The sequence below is a fragment of the Exiguobacterium sp. MH3 genome (assembly GCF_000496635.1).
Classification (GTDB): Bacteria; Bacillota; Bacilli; order Exiguobacteriales; family Exiguobacteriaceae; genus Exiguobacterium_A; species Exiguobacterium_A indicum.
Genome location: NC_022794.1, coordinates 329,891 through 346,779 on the forward strand (window position 1 = coordinate 329,891; position 16,889 = coordinate 346,779).

Annotated in this window: 17 protein-coding genes; 14 read left to right on the plus strand and 3 right to left on the minus strand. The window is 45.8% G+C overall.

Going from position 1 to position 16,889, the window contains the following annotated elements:
* Nucleotides 1-158: 158 nt before the first annotated feature.
* The 3 genes from U719_RS01725 (at nt 159) to U719_RS16400 (ending at nt 4,433) form a co-directional block, all read left to right on the plus strand.
* Nucleotides 159-1,955 (plus strand): mechanosensitive ion channel, encoded by a 1,797-nt coding sequence (locus U719_RS01725; RefSeq protein WP_023466929.1) that lies wholly within the window; start codon nt 159-161, stop codon nt 1,953-1,955.
* Between the two features lie 216 nt (nt 1,956-2,171).
* Nucleotides 2,172-3,560 (plus strand): amino acid permease, encoded by a 1,389-nt coding sequence (locus U719_RS01730; RefSeq protein WP_023466930.1) that lies wholly within the window; start codon nt 2,172-2,174, stop codon nt 3,558-3,560.
* 93 nt (nt 3,561-3,653) lie between these two features.
* Nucleotides 3,654-4,433, plus strand: coding sequence for a GNAT family N-acetyltransferase (locus U719_RS16400; protein WP_158408683.1), 780 nt, complete (start codon nt 3,654-3,656; stop codon nt 4,431-4,433).
* Between the two features lie 21 nt (nt 4,434-4,454).
* On the opposite strand, the gene U719_RS01740 is transcribed toward U719_RS16400, so the two are convergent.
* Both U719_RS01740 and U719_RS01745 read right to left on the minus strand, forming a co-directional pair.
* Nucleotides 4,455-4,901 (minus strand): NUDIX hydrolase, encoded by a 447-nt coding sequence (locus tag U719_RS01740; RefSeq protein ID WP_023466932.1) that lies wholly within the window; start codon nt 4,899-4,901, stop codon nt 4,455-4,457.
* A complete protein-coding gene (locus U719_RS01745; protein ID WP_023466933.1) occupies nt 4,898-5,992 on the minus strand; it encodes a nitric oxide synthase oxygenase in 1,095 nt (364 codons plus the stop codon). The genes U719_RS01740 and U719_RS01745 overlap by 4 nt, the downstream gene beginning before the upstream one ends.
* Before the next feature lie 187 nt (nt 5,993-6,179).
* On the opposite strand from U719_RS01745, the gene U719_RS01750 reads away from it, so the two are divergent.
* Nucleotides 6,180-7,037, plus strand: coding sequence for a YihY/virulence factor BrkB family protein (locus U719_RS01750; RefSeq protein WP_023466934.1), 858 nt, complete (start codon nt 6,180-6,182; stop codon nt 7,035-7,037).
* Nucleotides 7,038-7,087: 50 nt separating this feature from the next.
* Here U719_RS01750 and U719_RS01755 read toward each other — a convergent pair whose 3' ends face one another.
* Nucleotides 7,088-7,918, minus strand: a complete 831-nt coding sequence (locus tag U719_RS01755; RefSeq protein WP_235147616.1) for a sulfite exporter TauE/SafE family protein — start codon at nt 7,916-7,918, stop codon at nt 7,088-7,090.
* A gap of 133 nt (nt 7,919-8,051) precedes the next feature.
* Between U719_RS01755 and U719_RS01760 the strand changes: the two genes are divergently transcribed.
* The 10 genes from U719_RS01760 (at nt 8,052) to U719_RS01805 (ending at nt 16,874) form a co-directional block, all read left to right on the plus strand.
* Entirely contained in the window at nt 8,052-8,900 is an 849-nt protein-coding gene (locus tag U719_RS01760) for a LysR family transcriptional regulator (RefSeq protein WP_023466935.1), read from the plus strand.
* Nucleotides 8,901-9,044: 144 nt separating this feature from the next.
* Nucleotides 9,045-9,308, plus strand: a complete 264-nt coding sequence (locus U719_RS01765; protein WP_023466936.1) for a metal-sensitive transcriptional regulator — start codon at nt 9,045-9,047, stop codon at nt 9,306-9,308.
* 56 nt (nt 9,309-9,364) lie between these two features.
* The gene (locus tag U719_RS01770) at nt 9,365-9,844 is read left to right on the plus strand and encodes a DsrE/DsrF/DrsH-like family protein (RefSeq protein ID WP_023466937.1); all 480 of its coding nucleotides are present in this window, start codon (nt 9,365-9,367) and stop codon (nt 9,842-9,844) included.
* A gap of 22 nt (nt 9,845-9,866) precedes the next feature.
* The gene (locus U719_RS01775; RefSeq protein WP_023466939.1) at nt 9,867-10,226 is read left to right on the plus strand and encodes a rhodanese-like domain-containing protein; all 360 of its coding nucleotides are present in this window, start codon (nt 9,867-9,869) and stop codon (nt 10,224-10,226) included.
* 25 nt (nt 10,227-10,251) lie between these two features.
* The gene (locus tag U719_RS01780; protein WP_023466941.1) at nt 10,252-10,548 is read left to right on the plus strand and encodes a rhodanese-like domain-containing protein; all 297 of its coding nucleotides are present in this window, start codon (nt 10,252-10,254) and stop codon (nt 10,546-10,548) included.
* A gap of 28 nt (nt 10,549-10,576) precedes the next feature.
* Entirely contained in the window at nt 10,577-11,152 is a 576-nt protein-coding gene (locus tag U719_RS01785) for a sulfurtransferase TusA family protein (protein ID WP_023466942.1), read from the plus strand.
* 35 nt (nt 11,153-11,187) lie between these two features.
* Complete coding sequence (locus U719_RS01790; RefSeq protein WP_023466943.1) at nt 11,188-12,324, plus strand: MBL fold metallo-hydrolase; 1,137 nt, start codon at nt 11,188-11,190, stop codon at nt 12,322-12,324.
* A gap of 43 nt (nt 12,325-12,367) precedes the next feature.
* Complete coding sequence (locus tag U719_RS01795) at nt 12,368-12,595, plus strand: sulfurtransferase TusA family protein (RefSeq protein WP_023466945.1); 228 nt, start codon at nt 12,368-12,370, stop codon at nt 12,593-12,595.
* Between the two features lie 186 nt (nt 12,596-12,781).
* Complete coding sequence (gene msrB, locus U719_RS01800; protein WP_023466947.1) at nt 12,782-13,882, plus strand: peptide-methionine (R)-S-oxide reductase MsrB; 1,101 nt, start codon at nt 12,782-12,784, stop codon at nt 13,880-13,882.
* A gap of 145 nt (nt 13,883-14,027) precedes the next feature.
* Nucleotides 14,028-16,874 carry a S8 family serine peptidase gene (locus U719_RS01805; RefSeq protein ID WP_023466948.1) on the plus strand — a complete coding sequence of 949 codons (2,847 nt, stop codon included), beginning with the start codon at nt 14,028-14,030 and terminating at the stop codon, nt 16,872-16,874.
* Nucleotides 16,875-16,889 lie beyond the last annotated feature (15 nt).

The window sequence follows — 16,889 nt, forward strand, 5'->3', positions numbered from 1 at the left end:
CAGTGTATCCTCACATATAGTAAACATCCAGTTTTTTGTAGGAGAAACAAGAAACGCCACATTCTGGTACGGACAAGGGTTTAATAAATCCTTTAGCTGGGGAAATTAAAGAAGTGTCAGAAATATATAATTTTATTTAGGTGAAGGAGTGTGGCAGGATGAATAACATTTGGAACGGAACGTCGTTGAACTTGAACGGCATTCTCGGATCACTCGGCAACTTGCTTGGAGCGATCATCATTTTCTTGATTGGATGGCTCATTGCCAAGCTGATCGCGAACGGAGTTCAAAAAGCGTTAGAGAAGTCTGGGGTCGTCAACAAGTTGTCACCTCAAAAAGAGGGTACGCCACCAAAGAAGAAAAAGTGGACACCTGAAAAAATCATCGGGACCGTCGTCTTCTGGGTTCTCATGGTCTTCGTTCTTATCTTGGTCTTCAACATCCTTGATCTGAACATCATTGCTGGACCACTTGCGGATACGATGAGTACATTACTCGCGGCAATCCCGAATATCTTGAAAGCAGCTCTCATCCTTCTCTTGGCATACGTCATCGCGGTCGTTCTCCGCATGATCATCGTCAAAGCAGGAACGAAGCTGATGGCGAACGACAAAGTACGTTCGAACAAGATGCTTCAAGGTCAGACGGATCTTTCAGCTTATCCAAAAGTAGCAGGGGAGATCGTCTTCTACCTCGTCTTGCTTCTGTTCCTACCGGGTGTACTCGGTGCCTTGAACATTGAGAGTGTCTCACAACCGTTCAGCCAATTGTTATCGTCATTCCTTGGATTCATTCCACGCTTGATTGCTGCGGCAGCCATCTTCTTCGTCGGCTTCCTCGTAGCGAAAATCGTCCGCGATATCGTGACGAATTTCCTTCATGCTGTTGGAACAGATAAATTCGCAGCTCGCTTCAACCTCGGGTCAACGGATCAAAAAGATGCGAAATCACTTTCGTCGATTCTCGGAACAGTCGTCTTCATCTTGATTCTGATTCCAATCACGATTTCAGCACTTGATCAATTGAACATTAAAGGAATCACAGGACCAGCGATTAACATGTTGAACGATGTCCTCGGTATGATTCCAAACATCATCGTTGGTGTCGTACTGATTCTTGTCGGTCTTTACGTCGGACGTTTCGTTAAGAAATTCGTGACGGATCTCTTATCACGTCTTGGTTTCAACAACCTGACACGTCACTTGAAAATCGGTACGTGGGATGCAAACCAAGCTTCTACATCACCAGCTTCGATCGTTGGTGCACTCGTTGAGATCGTCATCGTCGTTCTCTTCGTCGTCGAAGCCTTCAACTTGATTGGTCTTGACTTCATGGTCGACCTCGGTCGCGCCGTCCTTGCGTTCTTACCGAGCGTCCTGACAGCGATCATCATTCTCGCAATCGGGATCATCGTCAGCAACCTCGTCAAACGTACGATGGACAGCCTGTTCGGTAACTCTGAACTAAAAGTCCTCTCAAGCGTTGCGAAGTATGCGATCCTTGCACTTGCTGTCTTCATGGCACTTGATCAATTGGGTGTTGCTGATACGATCGTCAACTCAGCCTTCATCTTGATCTTGGGAGCACTTGCGCTTGCGTTCGGTCTTGCCTTTGGTCTCGGTGGACGTGATAATGCATCGCGTTACCTCGATCGTCTGCAAAAGAAAGCAGAGAACACGGAAGTTGACACATCGAACCTTCCAAGTAAGTCAGCATCGACTTCTTCATCACCGAGCTTGAAAGATGCAGCAAAAGGTGCAGCTTCACAAGCAGCAGATGATGTCACACCAGATCGTGCACCACGTTCAGCGCGCTCTTCTTCAACAGATGAGACGACACATGGTACACCAAAAGGTGCATTGCCAGAAAACGATTTAGCACAGCAAGATGATTACCCGATCGATCCAGATGATCATAAAGGTCCTAACCTCGATCATCCAAACGATCGTCCGTAATACGAGTACATCCTTTCCTCTCATTTTGAGGAAAGGGTGTTTTTGCGTTGACGCATCAAAGCGTTGTCGCATTTTCACAAAAGTGGTTTGACCACTTTGTGAAAAAATACAGAAAAAAAGACTTATCGAACCTGACATCGTTTGTTATGATAAGAAAGTCAATTACCTCAATGATTTGAATATTCAGAAAAAAGAGAAAAGTTCGGAGGATGAAACATGAGTTTGCTTCGCAAGAAAGATGTCAGTGTGATGATGGACATGAAACAACATTCCAAACTGGCACGTCACTTATCAGGGTTTGACCTTATTTTACTTGGAATCGGTGCCATCATCGGTACCGGGATTTTCGTTCTGACAGGAACGGGCGCTCTTTATGCAGGACCTGCTTTACCGATCTCATTTATTATTTCCGCTATCGTCTGTGCGCTCGCAGCCCTTTGTTATGCTGAATTCTCGTCGATGATTCCCGTCTCAGGTAGTGTATATACGTATACATACGCAACGATTGGGGAAGTCGTAGCTTGGATCATCGGCTGGTGTCTCATTTTAGAATACGGACTCGCTTCGAGTGCCGTTGCGACCGGCTGGTCAGGGTACTTCCAGTCACTGTTAGCAGGCTTTGGTCTCCATTTACCGACAGCTTTAACAGCTGCTCCAGGTGCTGTACCAGGAAGCGAAACGTTCTTTAACTTACCAGCGTTCTTGATTCTGATGGTCATCACGCTCTTGCTTTCGCTTGGGATTAAAGAAACAAAACGCGTCAACAACATCATGGTACTCGTCAAAGTTGCCGTCGTCGTCTTGTTCATCGTCGTCGGGATCTGGTATATCGAACCAGGCAACTACAAGCCGTTTGCGCCGTTCGGTATGAGCGGTGTCTTGCAAGCATCAGCGATTGCCTTCTTCGCTTATCTTGGATTTGATGCCGTCACATCGGCAGCAGAAGAAGTCAAAAACCCGGGACGTAACTTACCGATTGGGATTCTAGGATCGCTTGCGATCGTTACCGTTTTGTACGTCGTCGTCTCTGCTATCATGGTCGGAATCGTTCCATTCAAACAGTTTGAAGGTGTTGATAGCCCAGTATCCCTTGCCTTAAAAGTGGCTGGGCAAGACTGGGTCGCTGGATTCGTTGACTTAGGAGCCATCGTTGGTATGACGACGGTCATCCTCGTCATGACATTTGGTCTCGTCCGTCTCTTGTTCGCGATGAGCCGTGACGGATTATTACCGAAAGTCTTCTCAGACGTCAATGAAAAGTCACACACACCAGTTAAAGCGACTTGGATTCTCGGAACGACTGCTGGTTTAATCGCTGGATTCGTGCCGCTTGGTACACTTGCTGAATTGATCAACATCGGAACACTGGCAGCCTTCTCGCTCATCTCGATCGCGGTCATCGTCCTACGCCGGACGCGTCCCGATTTGAAGCGCGCCTTTAAGGTTCCGTTCGTCCCAGTCTTACCGATTTTGTCAGTCCTTGCTTGTATCATGCTTATGTTCAACTTACAACCATTCACGTGGATTGCCTTCTTTGTCTGGACAGCCATTGGATTACTGTTGTACTTCGGATATGGACGCAAGCGTTCGAAACTCCATCAATGAATCGACTAACACCCTTGGCGACAAGGGTGTTTTTGTATGCAGGAAATGAGGCGAACGAAAGCGAAACAGCTCAGTGGAAAAGGAGGTTTTTCGATGATTCATATTCAACGCGCACCTGGCGTAAAAACGGCGTACAAAGCGATGCAGGATGGATTCCAAGATTATTTGATTCCACTGCACTTATCGGAAGCAGAATTCCAAGAGCGCATCATCGAACGAGACGGGAACCAATTGGAGCATTCATTCGTTGCCTATCATGGAGAAATACCGGTCGGTCTCTGGCTGAACGGTTGGAAGGAGATCGAGGGTCAACGCATCATGCGGTGTGGGGGACTGGGGATTTCACCACAATATCGTCGTCTTGGGATCGCGAAAGCCTTGTATCAAGCACAACTGAGCCATGCTAAAGAAATCGGAATGGATGGTCTGATGCTTGAAGTCATTCAAGGGAACGATCCGGCAATTCGCTTGTATGAATCGCTTCACTACACGATTGTTGGAGAAATCGGTTATTTTCATTTAACGGATGAACGTCAAGAGGTCGCTCTGCCGACGATCGAAGAAGTGGAGTTTTTAAAACAATACCATGGACAAGGAGAATACATCTGGCAGCAAGATCCTCATGTCATGCAGCAATTACAAACGGATTATTACCAATTAGAAGCAAGTGTAGTGGCAGTAGCCGGATCATCTCTCTTGTCAGTCGTAGGTCCAGCAGAACAAAAAGCACGACATGCCACAGAAGTCGTCCGTCGTTTACCGGGAACGACCTACCATTATCAATCAACAGATGTGCAGGTTTGGGAGGCATTACGTTCTGAAGGGTGGACTCAGCGGGATTTGAAACAATACATCATGCGTCAGTCGCTATAAACAAAAACCGCTGCTATTCATTTAGCGGCGGTTTTTGTAGTCTTCAATCATTCGAGCGTGAGAACCGACTAAGTGATCAGGTAAGTCATCAAGCGGGACAAACTGGAGCTTGATACTCTCATCACTTTGTTTTAACATTCCGATCGGATGTTCACCGATATAGGCGAGGGTGACGCTTTGAAAGACGTCTCCGTTCGTTAACGTCGTCACGTATTGCGGACCGGAGTAGACATTGAGTAACGTTAATCGTTCCACCTCTAAGCCAGTCTCTTCTTTAAGCTCTCGACGCGCGGTCTCTTCCGGTGATTCGGCCCATTCCATCAATCCGCCTGGTAAACCAAAGCGAGCTTGTGCTTCGTTCCGTTGTTCGAGCAAAATGTGTTCATTTTGTACGACGAGGACGACGGAGCCGACTAGAATGACTGGGTCATGACCGATTTTTTGACGTAACTGTTCGACATAATTCATTTCAATGCTCCTTGGTGAAACGGACAGCCGGTCACAGGTGCCGTCTGTGTTGATTTTGGAAAGAAGTTCGGTCGTTTGATTTCTGGGTCGTAATCCTTATGGAACATATGCGTCGTTGCCCCACTCATCGGTGGCACGAGCCAGGACCATTCCCCGGTGACATCACGACCACACGCGGCTTCGTTTTTTTCAAAACGAGCGAATTGTTTCGCAGCCGTATGGTGATCGACAATCGTCACACCGGCACGTTCGAACGATTCGAGTACGGCAACGTTCAGTTCGACGAGCGCTCGGTCTTTCCAAAGCGAACGTTCACGCGAGGTATTCAGACCGAGTTGTGTCGCGACGAGCGGTAACAGATCGTAACGATCCGTATCAGCGAGGTTACGGGCACCGATCTCTGTTCCCATGTACCATCCGTTGAACGGAGCACACGGATAGACGATGCCACCGATCTCAAGCTGCATGTCGGCAATCATCGGCACAGCATACCAGCGGACTTCGCGACCACCGAACAGATCATAGTCAGGATGTGTGATGCTGACTTCGAGCACGAGCTCATCTGGAATCGGATGCAGACTGACTTGTCCATCGAGTTCAATCAGCAGAGGCAGGATATCAAAGGGGGTACGTGCTCCGGACCAGCCAAGTGCTTCACATTGGCGCGTCAGTTGGATAGAAGCCGGATCGCCGATGATTCCTGTTGCGGTCTCATAACCAGCATAGCGGATCAGTTGGTGATTATGCAGCCGGACACGTGTCGGATGGAAAATCGTGATCGTCGAGCGAATTCGTCCCTCGTTCGTCGCGAACCGGATATGCTCAAATAACGCGTCGCGAACCGCTTCAACGGTCAACGCATCCCGCGCGTCAAAGACATGGAGTTGTTCCCAAAAGAGACGTCCGACACAGCGGTTACTGTTTCGCCAAGCGAGCTTGGCGCCGAACGCGAGCTCGGAAGCCGTCTGTTCGTACGTTCCTGTTGTTTCAATCGAACGGATGACTTCTTGCTGACGTCCGGCCATTTCGGGGTATTGCTCTATATAAGAAGTAAAGAAGCGTTCTGCTTCGGTTTGAATGAGTGAGTACACGAATCGAAATCCTTTCTAAAAAACAAGCACGATACAATCTCTGTTCCTAGTGTACCCCGCGCAGAACCGAAGCGCCAAACTTGAATGATGTATAAGGTTGTTATAAGTTCAAAAGACTTCCAAAAGTTTAAAGGAGGTATGAAATGGGGGATAGTGTAGAGAATTAGTTGAAAGTGAGGAAATTTGTATGTCTTTAATCAAACCTGTATTTGCCCGTTTTTTTGGTGAAGCCTTTTTTGATAAATCGGCTCAGCTCGCCTATTATTTGATGTTGTCCTTATTCCCGTTCTTATTATTCGTAGTTGGGATCGTCTCGTTCTTACCGTTTACGTCCGATAACGTGCTGGATTTAATTCGACCGTTTGCTCCGGCAGAAACGTACGATTTGATTCAGCGGAACGTCGTTGGAATCTTTGATCAAGGCGGCTTTAAACTTGCCTCGATCAGTTTCCTTGCCGCCTTTTGGCTTGCTTCGATGTCGGTCCAGTCACTCGTCCGCTCGCTGAACGATGCGCTCGAAGTGACACGAAAAGCGCCATTTTGGCGCGGACTGTTGCAAGACTTCGCTTTTACGATCGGGATGATGATCATCTTACCGATTTCATTGATTGTTCCGATTTCAGAAAAGTTAACACGGCGTTTCATCAACCACTTTGCAATCGTCGCTGATTTCGTGACGAATTATTCGTGGATCTGGTTCTTATTCCGCTGGGGACTCGGGACGTTGTTCTTACTTGTCTTTTTCATCTTATTGTATCGGATCTTACCGAGTGTCCGACTAACGGTTCGTCAGGTACTCCCTGGAGCCATTTTTGCGACGATTGCCTGGCAAGTCGTCTCGGAATTCTTCTCTTACTACGCTGAGTTCGGTAGTTACGATCGTCTTTACGGTCAGCTTGCCGGAATCATCGTCTTGATGACATGGTTCTATTTGTCCGCTGTCGTCCTGATGTTAGGAGGATTGATGAATGCGGAACGCATGCGTCAGAAAAAAGAGGCAAAAATCATGAAACCGCAAAAAATCAAAGAAGAAAGCGTGCGTTAATCATTGAGCACGCACAAAAGCAGCTGACACATCGTCAGCTGCTTTTTCATTTAGGCTGTTTTGAGAATCCGGTAACCGAAGACGCTCAAAAGGCTGAGTATGAACAGAGCGAGTAAGACGAGTGACAGATAGGGAAGTCCGAACACTTTGACGATGACGCTTAAGGCGACAACACCATAAAAGATTCCTAACGTCTTTTGGACGAACGGTTCATTGAAGCGATGCAAGAGTGACGCGCCGAGTGGTGAGCCGATGAACGCACCGACGATTAAAGCAATCCCGAGTGATAACGGGGCACTGGTTCCGGAAGCAACATAACTCGTCACGCCTCCAAGAACGATCAATGTCGCAGAGGCAATGCTCGTTCCGATTGCTTGTTTGAGCGGGAAACGAACCCAGGCGAGCAAGAGCGGAGTCAACAAGAATCCACCGCTGACACCCATCAATGAAGAGAGAATTCCGGCAGCAAGTCCGATGACAGCGAGCTTCACGACGGAAGCATCATGGATCGGAAAAGACGGACGTTCCTTTGAACGGGGACGAAGGAATTGAATCGAAAAACCAATCAGTAAGACAATGTAGAGACTTGATAAGACGACATCAGCACCAGCATGACGCTCGAGCCAAAAGACAATTGGTGTGATCAACGCAGAACCGATGATGCCAGACAGACCAATGATCCCGGCATCACGAAAACGGAATGTTTTTAATCGAAGATGCGAGAGCGTGCCGGTCACAGTCGATCCGAGTGTCAGCAACAGACTGAGGACAATCGCGGTGCTGGCTTCATAGCCGAGAATCAATAAAAGTGGGGTCAGGATGATGCCGCCACCGATTCCGAAAAAGCCGGAGAGTATGCCGATGGTTGCTCCTAATAACATAAATGAGATATACATCATGAAACAGTCCTTCTTTCTAATACGTGATACCTTGAGTATGAAAGAGGAATACAAGATTATAAAAATGAATTAATTACATACAAATGATTATGAAATGTAATGAGGAGGGGTATTGTTGAAATTAACTGAACTCAGAACGTTCGTCACACTTGTTGAAACACGTCATTTTACGAAAACAGCGGAACAGTTATTTCTATCGCAACCGACGGTCAGTATTCACGTCAAACGACTAGAAGAAGAGATCGGACATTCATTGTTAATACGTGATTCATTCGCAATAGGGGTCGAGGTATCGGAAATGGGCTGGATTGTCTATCGCCACGCGAAAGAAATTCTTTTCCAGCTCGAACAGATGCAGTCCCAGCTGGATGAATCGGAAGGTGTCTTCCGCGGAACCTTACGGATCGGAGCAACGCATACGATTCACGAAATGTTGCTCGATAACATGATTCATCTGTTTTCAAGCGCTCATCCTAAGGTATCACTAGATATCCAATTAATGAATCACGATCAAGTGGCAGCAGCCTTAAGACATCGTGAGATCGATCTCGGGATGATCGAGGGAGAACTGACACTTGATGGGATCAAACAAATCGTCTTTGCAAAAGATCAACTGCACATCATTGGTGCGTCCCACCTTCCGTTAAACGATGCAACGTGGATCGTTCGCGAAGAAGGATCTGCCTCCCGCTATGCGCTCGATCGTTGGCTAGATGCTTCGTCGATCGTTCCCGCACGAACGATTACAGTCGATGCCAACTTTTTAGTACGCCAACTTGTTTTTAATGGGAGTGGCATTGCAGCGTTGTCAGAACGACTCGTCACGTCTTTCCCGTCCGAGTCCTTTACGCTTCATGCGAAAGGGATTTCTAAACGAACGTTTCGTTATCTGTTACCAGAGAAGATGCCGACTCGCCTTGCAGAACATTGGATCACTTTTTTACAGGCGAATTGGAAAGGTTAAATGCAAAAAGATTTCCGGACGTTCTACAATGGCGACAAAATCGGAAATCTTTTTCGTTGACTTATACCCCTGTAGGTATTATTGTATGAAATGTACCAACGAGATATGACGTATGTCACATTTAAAAAAGGAGATGAACTTCATATGGAAAACGGTTATGAAGATCGCATCATTCATCGGATGAATCGGATTGAAGGACAAATCCACGGTATCGTTCGAATGATGAAAGAAGAGGCGTCCTGTAAGGATGTCGTCACACAACTGAGTGCGACACGTAGTGCAATCGATCGTGTCATTGGTCTTGTCGTCAGTGAGAACTTGATCGACTGTGTCCGTCAGGATGATGCGACGGAAAATCATGAACAAGCCGTTGCAGAGGCTGTTCAACTCTTAATGAAAAGCAGATAAAAAATTTTTACGAATTAATATACCCATTAGGGTAAATGTTTGGAGGAATTACGTTCATGTCAGATACGAAAAAAACAACCATCGTTTTATTTAGTGGAGAGTACGACAAAGTCATGGCAGCTTATATCATTGCCAACGGTGCAGCCGCATACGATCACGAAGTCACGATTTTTCATACCTTCTGGGGTTTGAATGCGATGCGTAAGGATGAACCGATCCAGCCGGATAAAACATTCCTTGAGAAGATGTTCGGTAAGTTCATGCCACGCGGTGCTGATAAGATGCCACTCTCGAAAATGAACTTCGGTGGTGCAGGTCAAAAAATGATTAAAAACGTCATGAAGAAGCACAATGCGATGCCGCTTCCGGACTTAATCGAATTAGCGAAAGAACAGGATGTCAAACTCGTCGCCTGTACGATGACGATGGATTTACTCGGTTTGAAACAGGAAGAATTACACGACGGGATTGAGTATGCAGGTGTTGCCGCCTACCTCGCCGATGCGGAGAACGGAAACGTCAATCTATTCATCTAATGATCTGAAGGAGGAGTGACGCATGGATGTACGATCGATTATCTTGTTGCTCGTCGTCGGCTATCTCGCTTATAAGATATTCGCCCCAACAAAAGGCGTCAAACAAGTGTCGACCACGGAACTGAAGCCGTTACTAAACGACCGCAAACGATTTTATCTCGATGTTCGGACACCGGCAGAATTCAAAGGCAATCACATCAAAGGATTTAAGAACATTCCATTACAAACGCTAAACAGTCAACTGAATCAAATCCCGAAAGACAAAGAAGTGATCGTCATCTGTCAAAGCGGGATGCGAAGCAAACAAGCCGTCAAAGTACTAAAAAAAGCCGGTTATCCAAATGTCACGGAAGTCCGTGGCGGAATGAATGCCTGGCGCTAAATCGAATCAAGAGGAGGAATTGAACATGAAACGCATGACAGCAACAGAAGTACAGGAAAAAATTGAACGTGGTGAACAACTGAACGTCATTGATGTCCGGGAAGTCGATGAAGTCAAAGAAGGAATGATTCCGGGAGCGATCCATATTCCACTCGGATTGATTGAATTCAAGATGAACGAACTCGACAAGAAAAAAGAGTATGTCATGGTATGCCGTTCTGGTGCGCGCAGTGGTCGCGCAACGACATATCTCGAAGGACAAGGATATGACGTGACGAACATGGATGGCGGCATGATGTCGTACGAAGGCGAAACGAAATAATACCCCACACCGTAAATGAGCGAATTGTATGACTAGGATTAAATCAGATATCGTATTGGACGCCAAAGGTCTCGCTTGTCCGATGCCGATCGTTCGGACGAAAAAAACGATCAAGACGTTAGAACCGGGACAAGTCATCGAAGTCCAGGCGACGGATAAAGGATCGACTGCAGATCTCCGTGCCTGGGCAAATAGCACCGGCAATCATTATTTAGGCACGATCGAAGAAGGAGAAATACTCCGTCATTACGTTCGGAAATCAACAGGTGATGTCACGGAACCAGCAGCATTCGCTCAAACCGTCGACAACGCAACAGTCGAAGCAGCACGCCAAGACGACTCGATCACGGTGCTTGATGTTCGTGAACAAGCAGAATATGCCTTCGCCCATGTACCGGGAGCCATCAATATTCCGTTAGGCGAACTGGAGACACGCCATGCAGAACTGGATTCAAATCAGACGATTTATGTCATCTGCCGGACAGGTAGCCGAAGTGACATGGCATGCCGACAGCTCAGTGACAAGGGGTATACGATCCACAATGTCGTACCGGGTATGCAGGAATGGGCGTCTGAGACGACGACACTCGTTTCAGCGAAATAATACAACAGCGTAAAGTAGAGGAGGAACGAGTAGATATGGCACAAGCAATGACAGCCGCACAAGTTACAAAAAAAATCATTGGACGTGAGTCTCTGTTCATCTTAGATGTCCGGAATGAGGATGCGTTTCAAGATTGGAAAATCGAAGGAGAGAACTTCAAGTACCTCAACATTCCGTATTTTGAATTGTTGGATGGTGTCGAGGAGATTCTCGATCAGCTTCCGAAGGATCAGGATGTTCTCGTCGTTTGCGCAAAAGAAGGGTCATCGATTTTCGTCGCCGATATGCTAGAAGAAGCAGGACGAGACGTATCGTATCTGTCAGGCGGCATGAAAGCATGGAGTGAACATCTAGAACCGATTTCAATCGGAACGCTGAACGAAACAGGAACTGATCAAGGCGAAGTCGTTCAGTTCGTCCGAATCGGTAAAGGGTGTCTCTCGTATATGGTCATCTCAGAAGGAGAGGCCGTACTCATCGACGCGACACGAATGACGGATGTGTATTTGGATTATGCCGCATCACGCAACGTCACGATTAAGCATGTATTTGATACACATCTTCATGCGGATCATATTTCTGGAGGACGCGACATCGCCGAAAAAACAGGCGCGACATACTGGTTGCCGCCAAAAGATGCGTCGGATGTCACATTCGATTATGCACCACTTGAAGACGGTAGTACGGTTCAAGTGGGGGATACAGCGATTGAAGTACGCGCTCTTTATTCCCCGGGACATACGATTGGATCGACTTCATTCATCGTCGATCAGCGTTATTTATTGACAGGTGATATCTTGTTCATCGACTCGATTGGTCGTCCGGATTTAGCCGGTCTCGCGGAAGACTGGGTCGGTGACTTACGCGATTCGCTCTACAACACGTATCGTGATCTTTCACCAGAACTCATCGTCTTACCGGCACATTTCATGATCATTGAAGAATTGAACACGGATGGTAGTGTAGCGGAAAAATTAAGCATCTTGCTTGCGAACAATCATGGTCTTAACATCGACGATGAAGCAACATTCCGGAAAATGGTCACAGAGAACCTGCCGCCACAACCGAACGCGTATCAAGATATCCGTGAAACAAACATGGGGAAACAGACACCCGATCTTGAAACACAACGGGAAATGGAAGTCGGACCGAACCGCTGTGCGGTACGCTAAGCCGATGCATAACGAACATCAAATCATTCAGGAGGAATACAACATGAAATCAGAACTCGTACTCGACGCAAAAGGACTTGCTTGTCCGATGCCAATCGTAAAAACAAAAAAAGCCATCGCTGGACTCGAATCAGGTCAAATCCTTGAAGTCCATGCAACGGATAAAGGGGCAAAAAACGATCTTCAGGCGTGGGCGACATCAGGTGGTCATGCACTCGTCAAACATGAAGAAGAAGCAAGCGTCCTAAAATTCTGGATTCAAAAAGGTTAATTTTCGAAAAGAGTCGATATGAGGCTCTTTTTTTTTGTGGAGAAACACACAAGAACTCTACATAGTATTGAATGTGCTTCTTTTGAGCACATGCTACGACAAGACGGTATTAGCGCGGTACAGTTAAATAAAAGAACATCCAATCGACGTCATGCGACGTAAGCTAAATAAAGGAGGCGAAGGGAGATGAAAAAACGAATGTGGACGATTTTATCAGTCATCGGTCTCATCGTCATCATGGTCGGGGGATACTTCGTGTTCCAGCAACAGCAAGCAAAATCAAGTGGCAGTAAGGAATTGAGTTATCAACCGGAAGAGACAGCGATTTTAGCTGGAGGATGCTTCTGGTGTATGGAGCCCCCGTTCGAAGAATTAAAAGGAGTCAAGTCCGTCATTTCTGGTTATACGGGCGGTGATGTTGAAAATCCGACGTATAATCAAGTGTCAGCGGAGACGACAGGTCATCGGGAAGCGGTATTGATCACGTTTGATCCGAACGTCATCTCGTACAAGCAATTATTAGATGTCTACTGGCGCCAGATTGATCCGACGGATGCAGATGGTCAATTCGTCGATCGTGGTGAGTCTTATACAACGGCGATTTTCTATACGAATGAGAAACAAAAAGAAATCGCAGCACAATCGAAACAGGATTTAGAGAAACAACAGATCTTCGATGATAAAATCGTCACACCGTTGATTGCGGCAGGTCCTTTTTATGAAGCGGAAGCATACCATCAGGATTACTATTTGAAGAGTGAGAAGAAATATAAGTTTTACCGGGCAGCTTCTGGACGCGACGACTTCATCGATCGCTACTGGAATGATCAACCCAAACTCGATCTTCCAACCTATCCAAAATTATCAGACGCAGAAATCAAAAAGAAATTAACCGCCATCCAGTATAAAGTGACACAAGAGGATGGAACGGAGCCAGCGTTTGATAATCCGTATCACGATTTGAAAGCAGACGGGATCTATGTCGATCTGATTTCTGGAGAACCACTGTTTTCATCAAATGATAAATATGATTCGAAGACAGGATGGCCGAGTTTTACGAAACCACTTGAGCCAGGTAATATCATTGAGAAAAGTGATTTTTCAATCGGCATGAAACGGATGGAAGTCCGAAGTCGACATGGAAATGCCCATCTTGGACACGTCTTCTCGGATGGTCCAGAGCCAACAGGGCTTCGGTATTGTATGAACTCAGCCGCCTTACGTTTTATTCCGAAAGAGGACTTGAAACAAGAAGGATACGGCGAATATGTAGCAGATTTTAAATGAATGGAGTCAGACGCATCGTGTTCTTTAGAACATGATGCGTCTTTCTTTCAAAATTGTAAGATTTCACTATAAATTAATTATCCATTTTATCCATATACTGTTTATAATCAAATTAAAGTATATCCATTTTGAAGGAGGAGCATGTGTGAAGAAACTGATGATTTGGGTCATGCTGAGCTGTTTAGTTTTAACGCTCGGCGTAGGACCAACTACTGCAAAAGCGGAGACCGCTCTTGCAAGCGCAACACTTTTACAAGCAGGACAAGAAACGACACTTAAGACCGGAATGGAAGAAAAAAATACATATTGGTACCGTGTCAATCATGAAGCAGGTGTAGAAAAAACAGCGTCACACTTTGAGTTATCAATCGATACGGATCAACCTGTTCAAGTGACAGCTTACCCGAGCGAAGCGATGGCAGCTGAAGATGATACATTTGATCGTTACCGGACAGAAGCAGAACCGAATGAAAAAGCAACGACAAAATTAGCCGTTCCATATGCATGGGATGGACCGTATTATGTCAAAGTCGAATATTACCCGAACATCGAAGAGGGGAAAACGACAAAAGCAGCAAACGTTAAGCTGACATACAATAACGTCAAATTAGCTGTCGAATATGAGCCAATCAGTGATATTAGCTGTATGGCAGAAGAAGCATTAAAACAAACAAAAGAAGAAAAACCAATGCTTGCTCTTATGCACTCGATCCAAAAACAGGTATTGAGTCAATCGGACGCAGGTCGTGCCTTGACGTCGCTTTATTACAAAACATCGCCTTACGTTGTCAAAACGCTTCTTTTCAATAAAGATAAGCGTCAACAAGCGTACGAAGATTTAAAAACATTGAAACCTGCAATGGAGGCACTCGTACGTGGAACATCGTACACGCTGACAAAGACAGATCAACAAGCCGTTGACCGTCTTTATACATTATCACGCGATGCATCGCCTGCTGTGATTGCAGAAGAAATCGATGGATATGCCAAAAAAATGAAGATATCTGAGATGAGCGGCAGTACGTTAGACGATACGTTCGGAACATTAGGGATGAACATTCAGTCAAAAGAAACTACGCGATTCATCGTTAAGTTAAAGCCAGGGAAAACAGTCAGTTCGATGAAAATTGCTGGAATTCAATCAGCAGATGTTGAGCGTTTACCGCTTGGTAAAGCTGGTGATTTCATTGTAGTGACAGAAGATCCAACGGTGAAGGGACAATCAGCGTCAGCATTAAAGCAATCGATTGGTCGCTCATCAGCAGTCGAATATGTGGAAAAGATTCAAACTTACAAAGCAACAAGTGATATCAATTTTGATTACCAATGGGCCATCAATAAGAAAACAGTCTTCGAACAGTTCCCGAATGTTGGAATTGGTTTTGAGGAGTTCCAAAAACGATTTAGTGGGAAAAAATTAGCACCTGTCAAAATTGCGGTCATCGATACAGGTGTTGATTATCGCTTAAAGGATTTACAAGGGAAAGTTGATATTGCGAATGAGAAGAACTATGTTTCCGTAAACGGAGATGGCGACGCGATTGATGATAATGGTCACGGAACACACGTGGCAGGTGTCATCGCAGCGACAATCAACAATGATTACGGGATCCAAGGGATTCATCAGTCGGCACAAATCTTACCGGTTAAAGTATTGAATGCAAATGGCGAAGGAGAAACGGATGCCATTGCACTTGGAATTAAATATGCTGTTGATCATGGAGCGAAAGTCATCAATATGAGTCTTGGTGGCGGTGAAAGCCGCACGATGGCTTATATGATGAAATATGCAGCAGATCATGGTGTTACGGTCGTTGCGGCTTCAGGAAACGACTACGATATGATGGTAGGGTTCCCAGCAAACTCAGAATATGCGATTTCTGTTGGAGCGACGAATACGCTCGGTATGGTTTCAGATTACTCGAATTATGGAGTCGGCCTTGATGTCGTTGCACCGGGTTCAAAAGTAGCGAGTTTGATTCCAGACGGAAATACGGTGTATATGGATGGAACAAGTATGGCTTCACCACACGTCGCAGCTGTTGCGGGAATCTTGAAGTCACTTAATCCTAAACTAACACCTAAACAAATCGAACAAATTCTACAAAAAAGTGCAGAACCACTAGCTTTCGAAAATCCGAATGATTGGTTTGAGGAAGAAGAGGGAGAAGAGCTTGAATTCAAGTTTCCTGCCTATGTCAGTCCGGTTTCAGGATACGGTAAAGTTAGTATTCCTCGGGCAATTTCGCAATTGAATCTGAACGGAACTGTCAACAACGTATATGATAATAAACTGACTGTCACAGGAACGGTTAAAACCGGAACAAAAGTGGAAGTATGGTCCACTAAGAAGTTGGGTTCTTCTACAGCTAAATCCGGAAAATATAGTGTGACGATTCCACGTCAAAACAAAGGTACGGTCCTAACAATTCGTTACACAAATGGACTGGATATCACGTCAGAACGTACAGAAGTCCTTCCTGGAAAAGCGCCAGCAGCTCCAAAAGTTAAACCAGTACTTGCCGGTGCAACAAAAATGACAGGTACAGCTCTTGCGGGCGGTACGGTTACTGTCAAAGATGCAAAACAAAAGAAAATCGCCACAGCGAAAGTCGACGCAAAAGGTCACTTCAGTGCGAAATTACCAAAACAAGTCGGTGGTTCAAGCTTGATCGTCACAGTGACGGATATTGCTAAACGCACAAGTAAACCGACGATCGTAAAAGTCCTACCAGCCCCAGCAGCACCGAAAGTGAAATCCGTCTATGCCGGACAAACGAAAGTAACCGGGACAGCTGAAAAGAAATTAAGTGTTTATGTAAAAGATGCGAAGAAAAAAGTCATCGGAAAAGGAACGGTTTCTGCAAAAGGCAACTATTCCGTCAAAATTCCGAAGCAAAAAGCAAAAGCGAAGCTTTCCGTCTACGTTAAGAATACGCGTGGTCAAGTGAGCCCTGTGACTTCTGTGACAGTGAAGAAAGCAAAAAAATAAGCGGATAAAAAGACC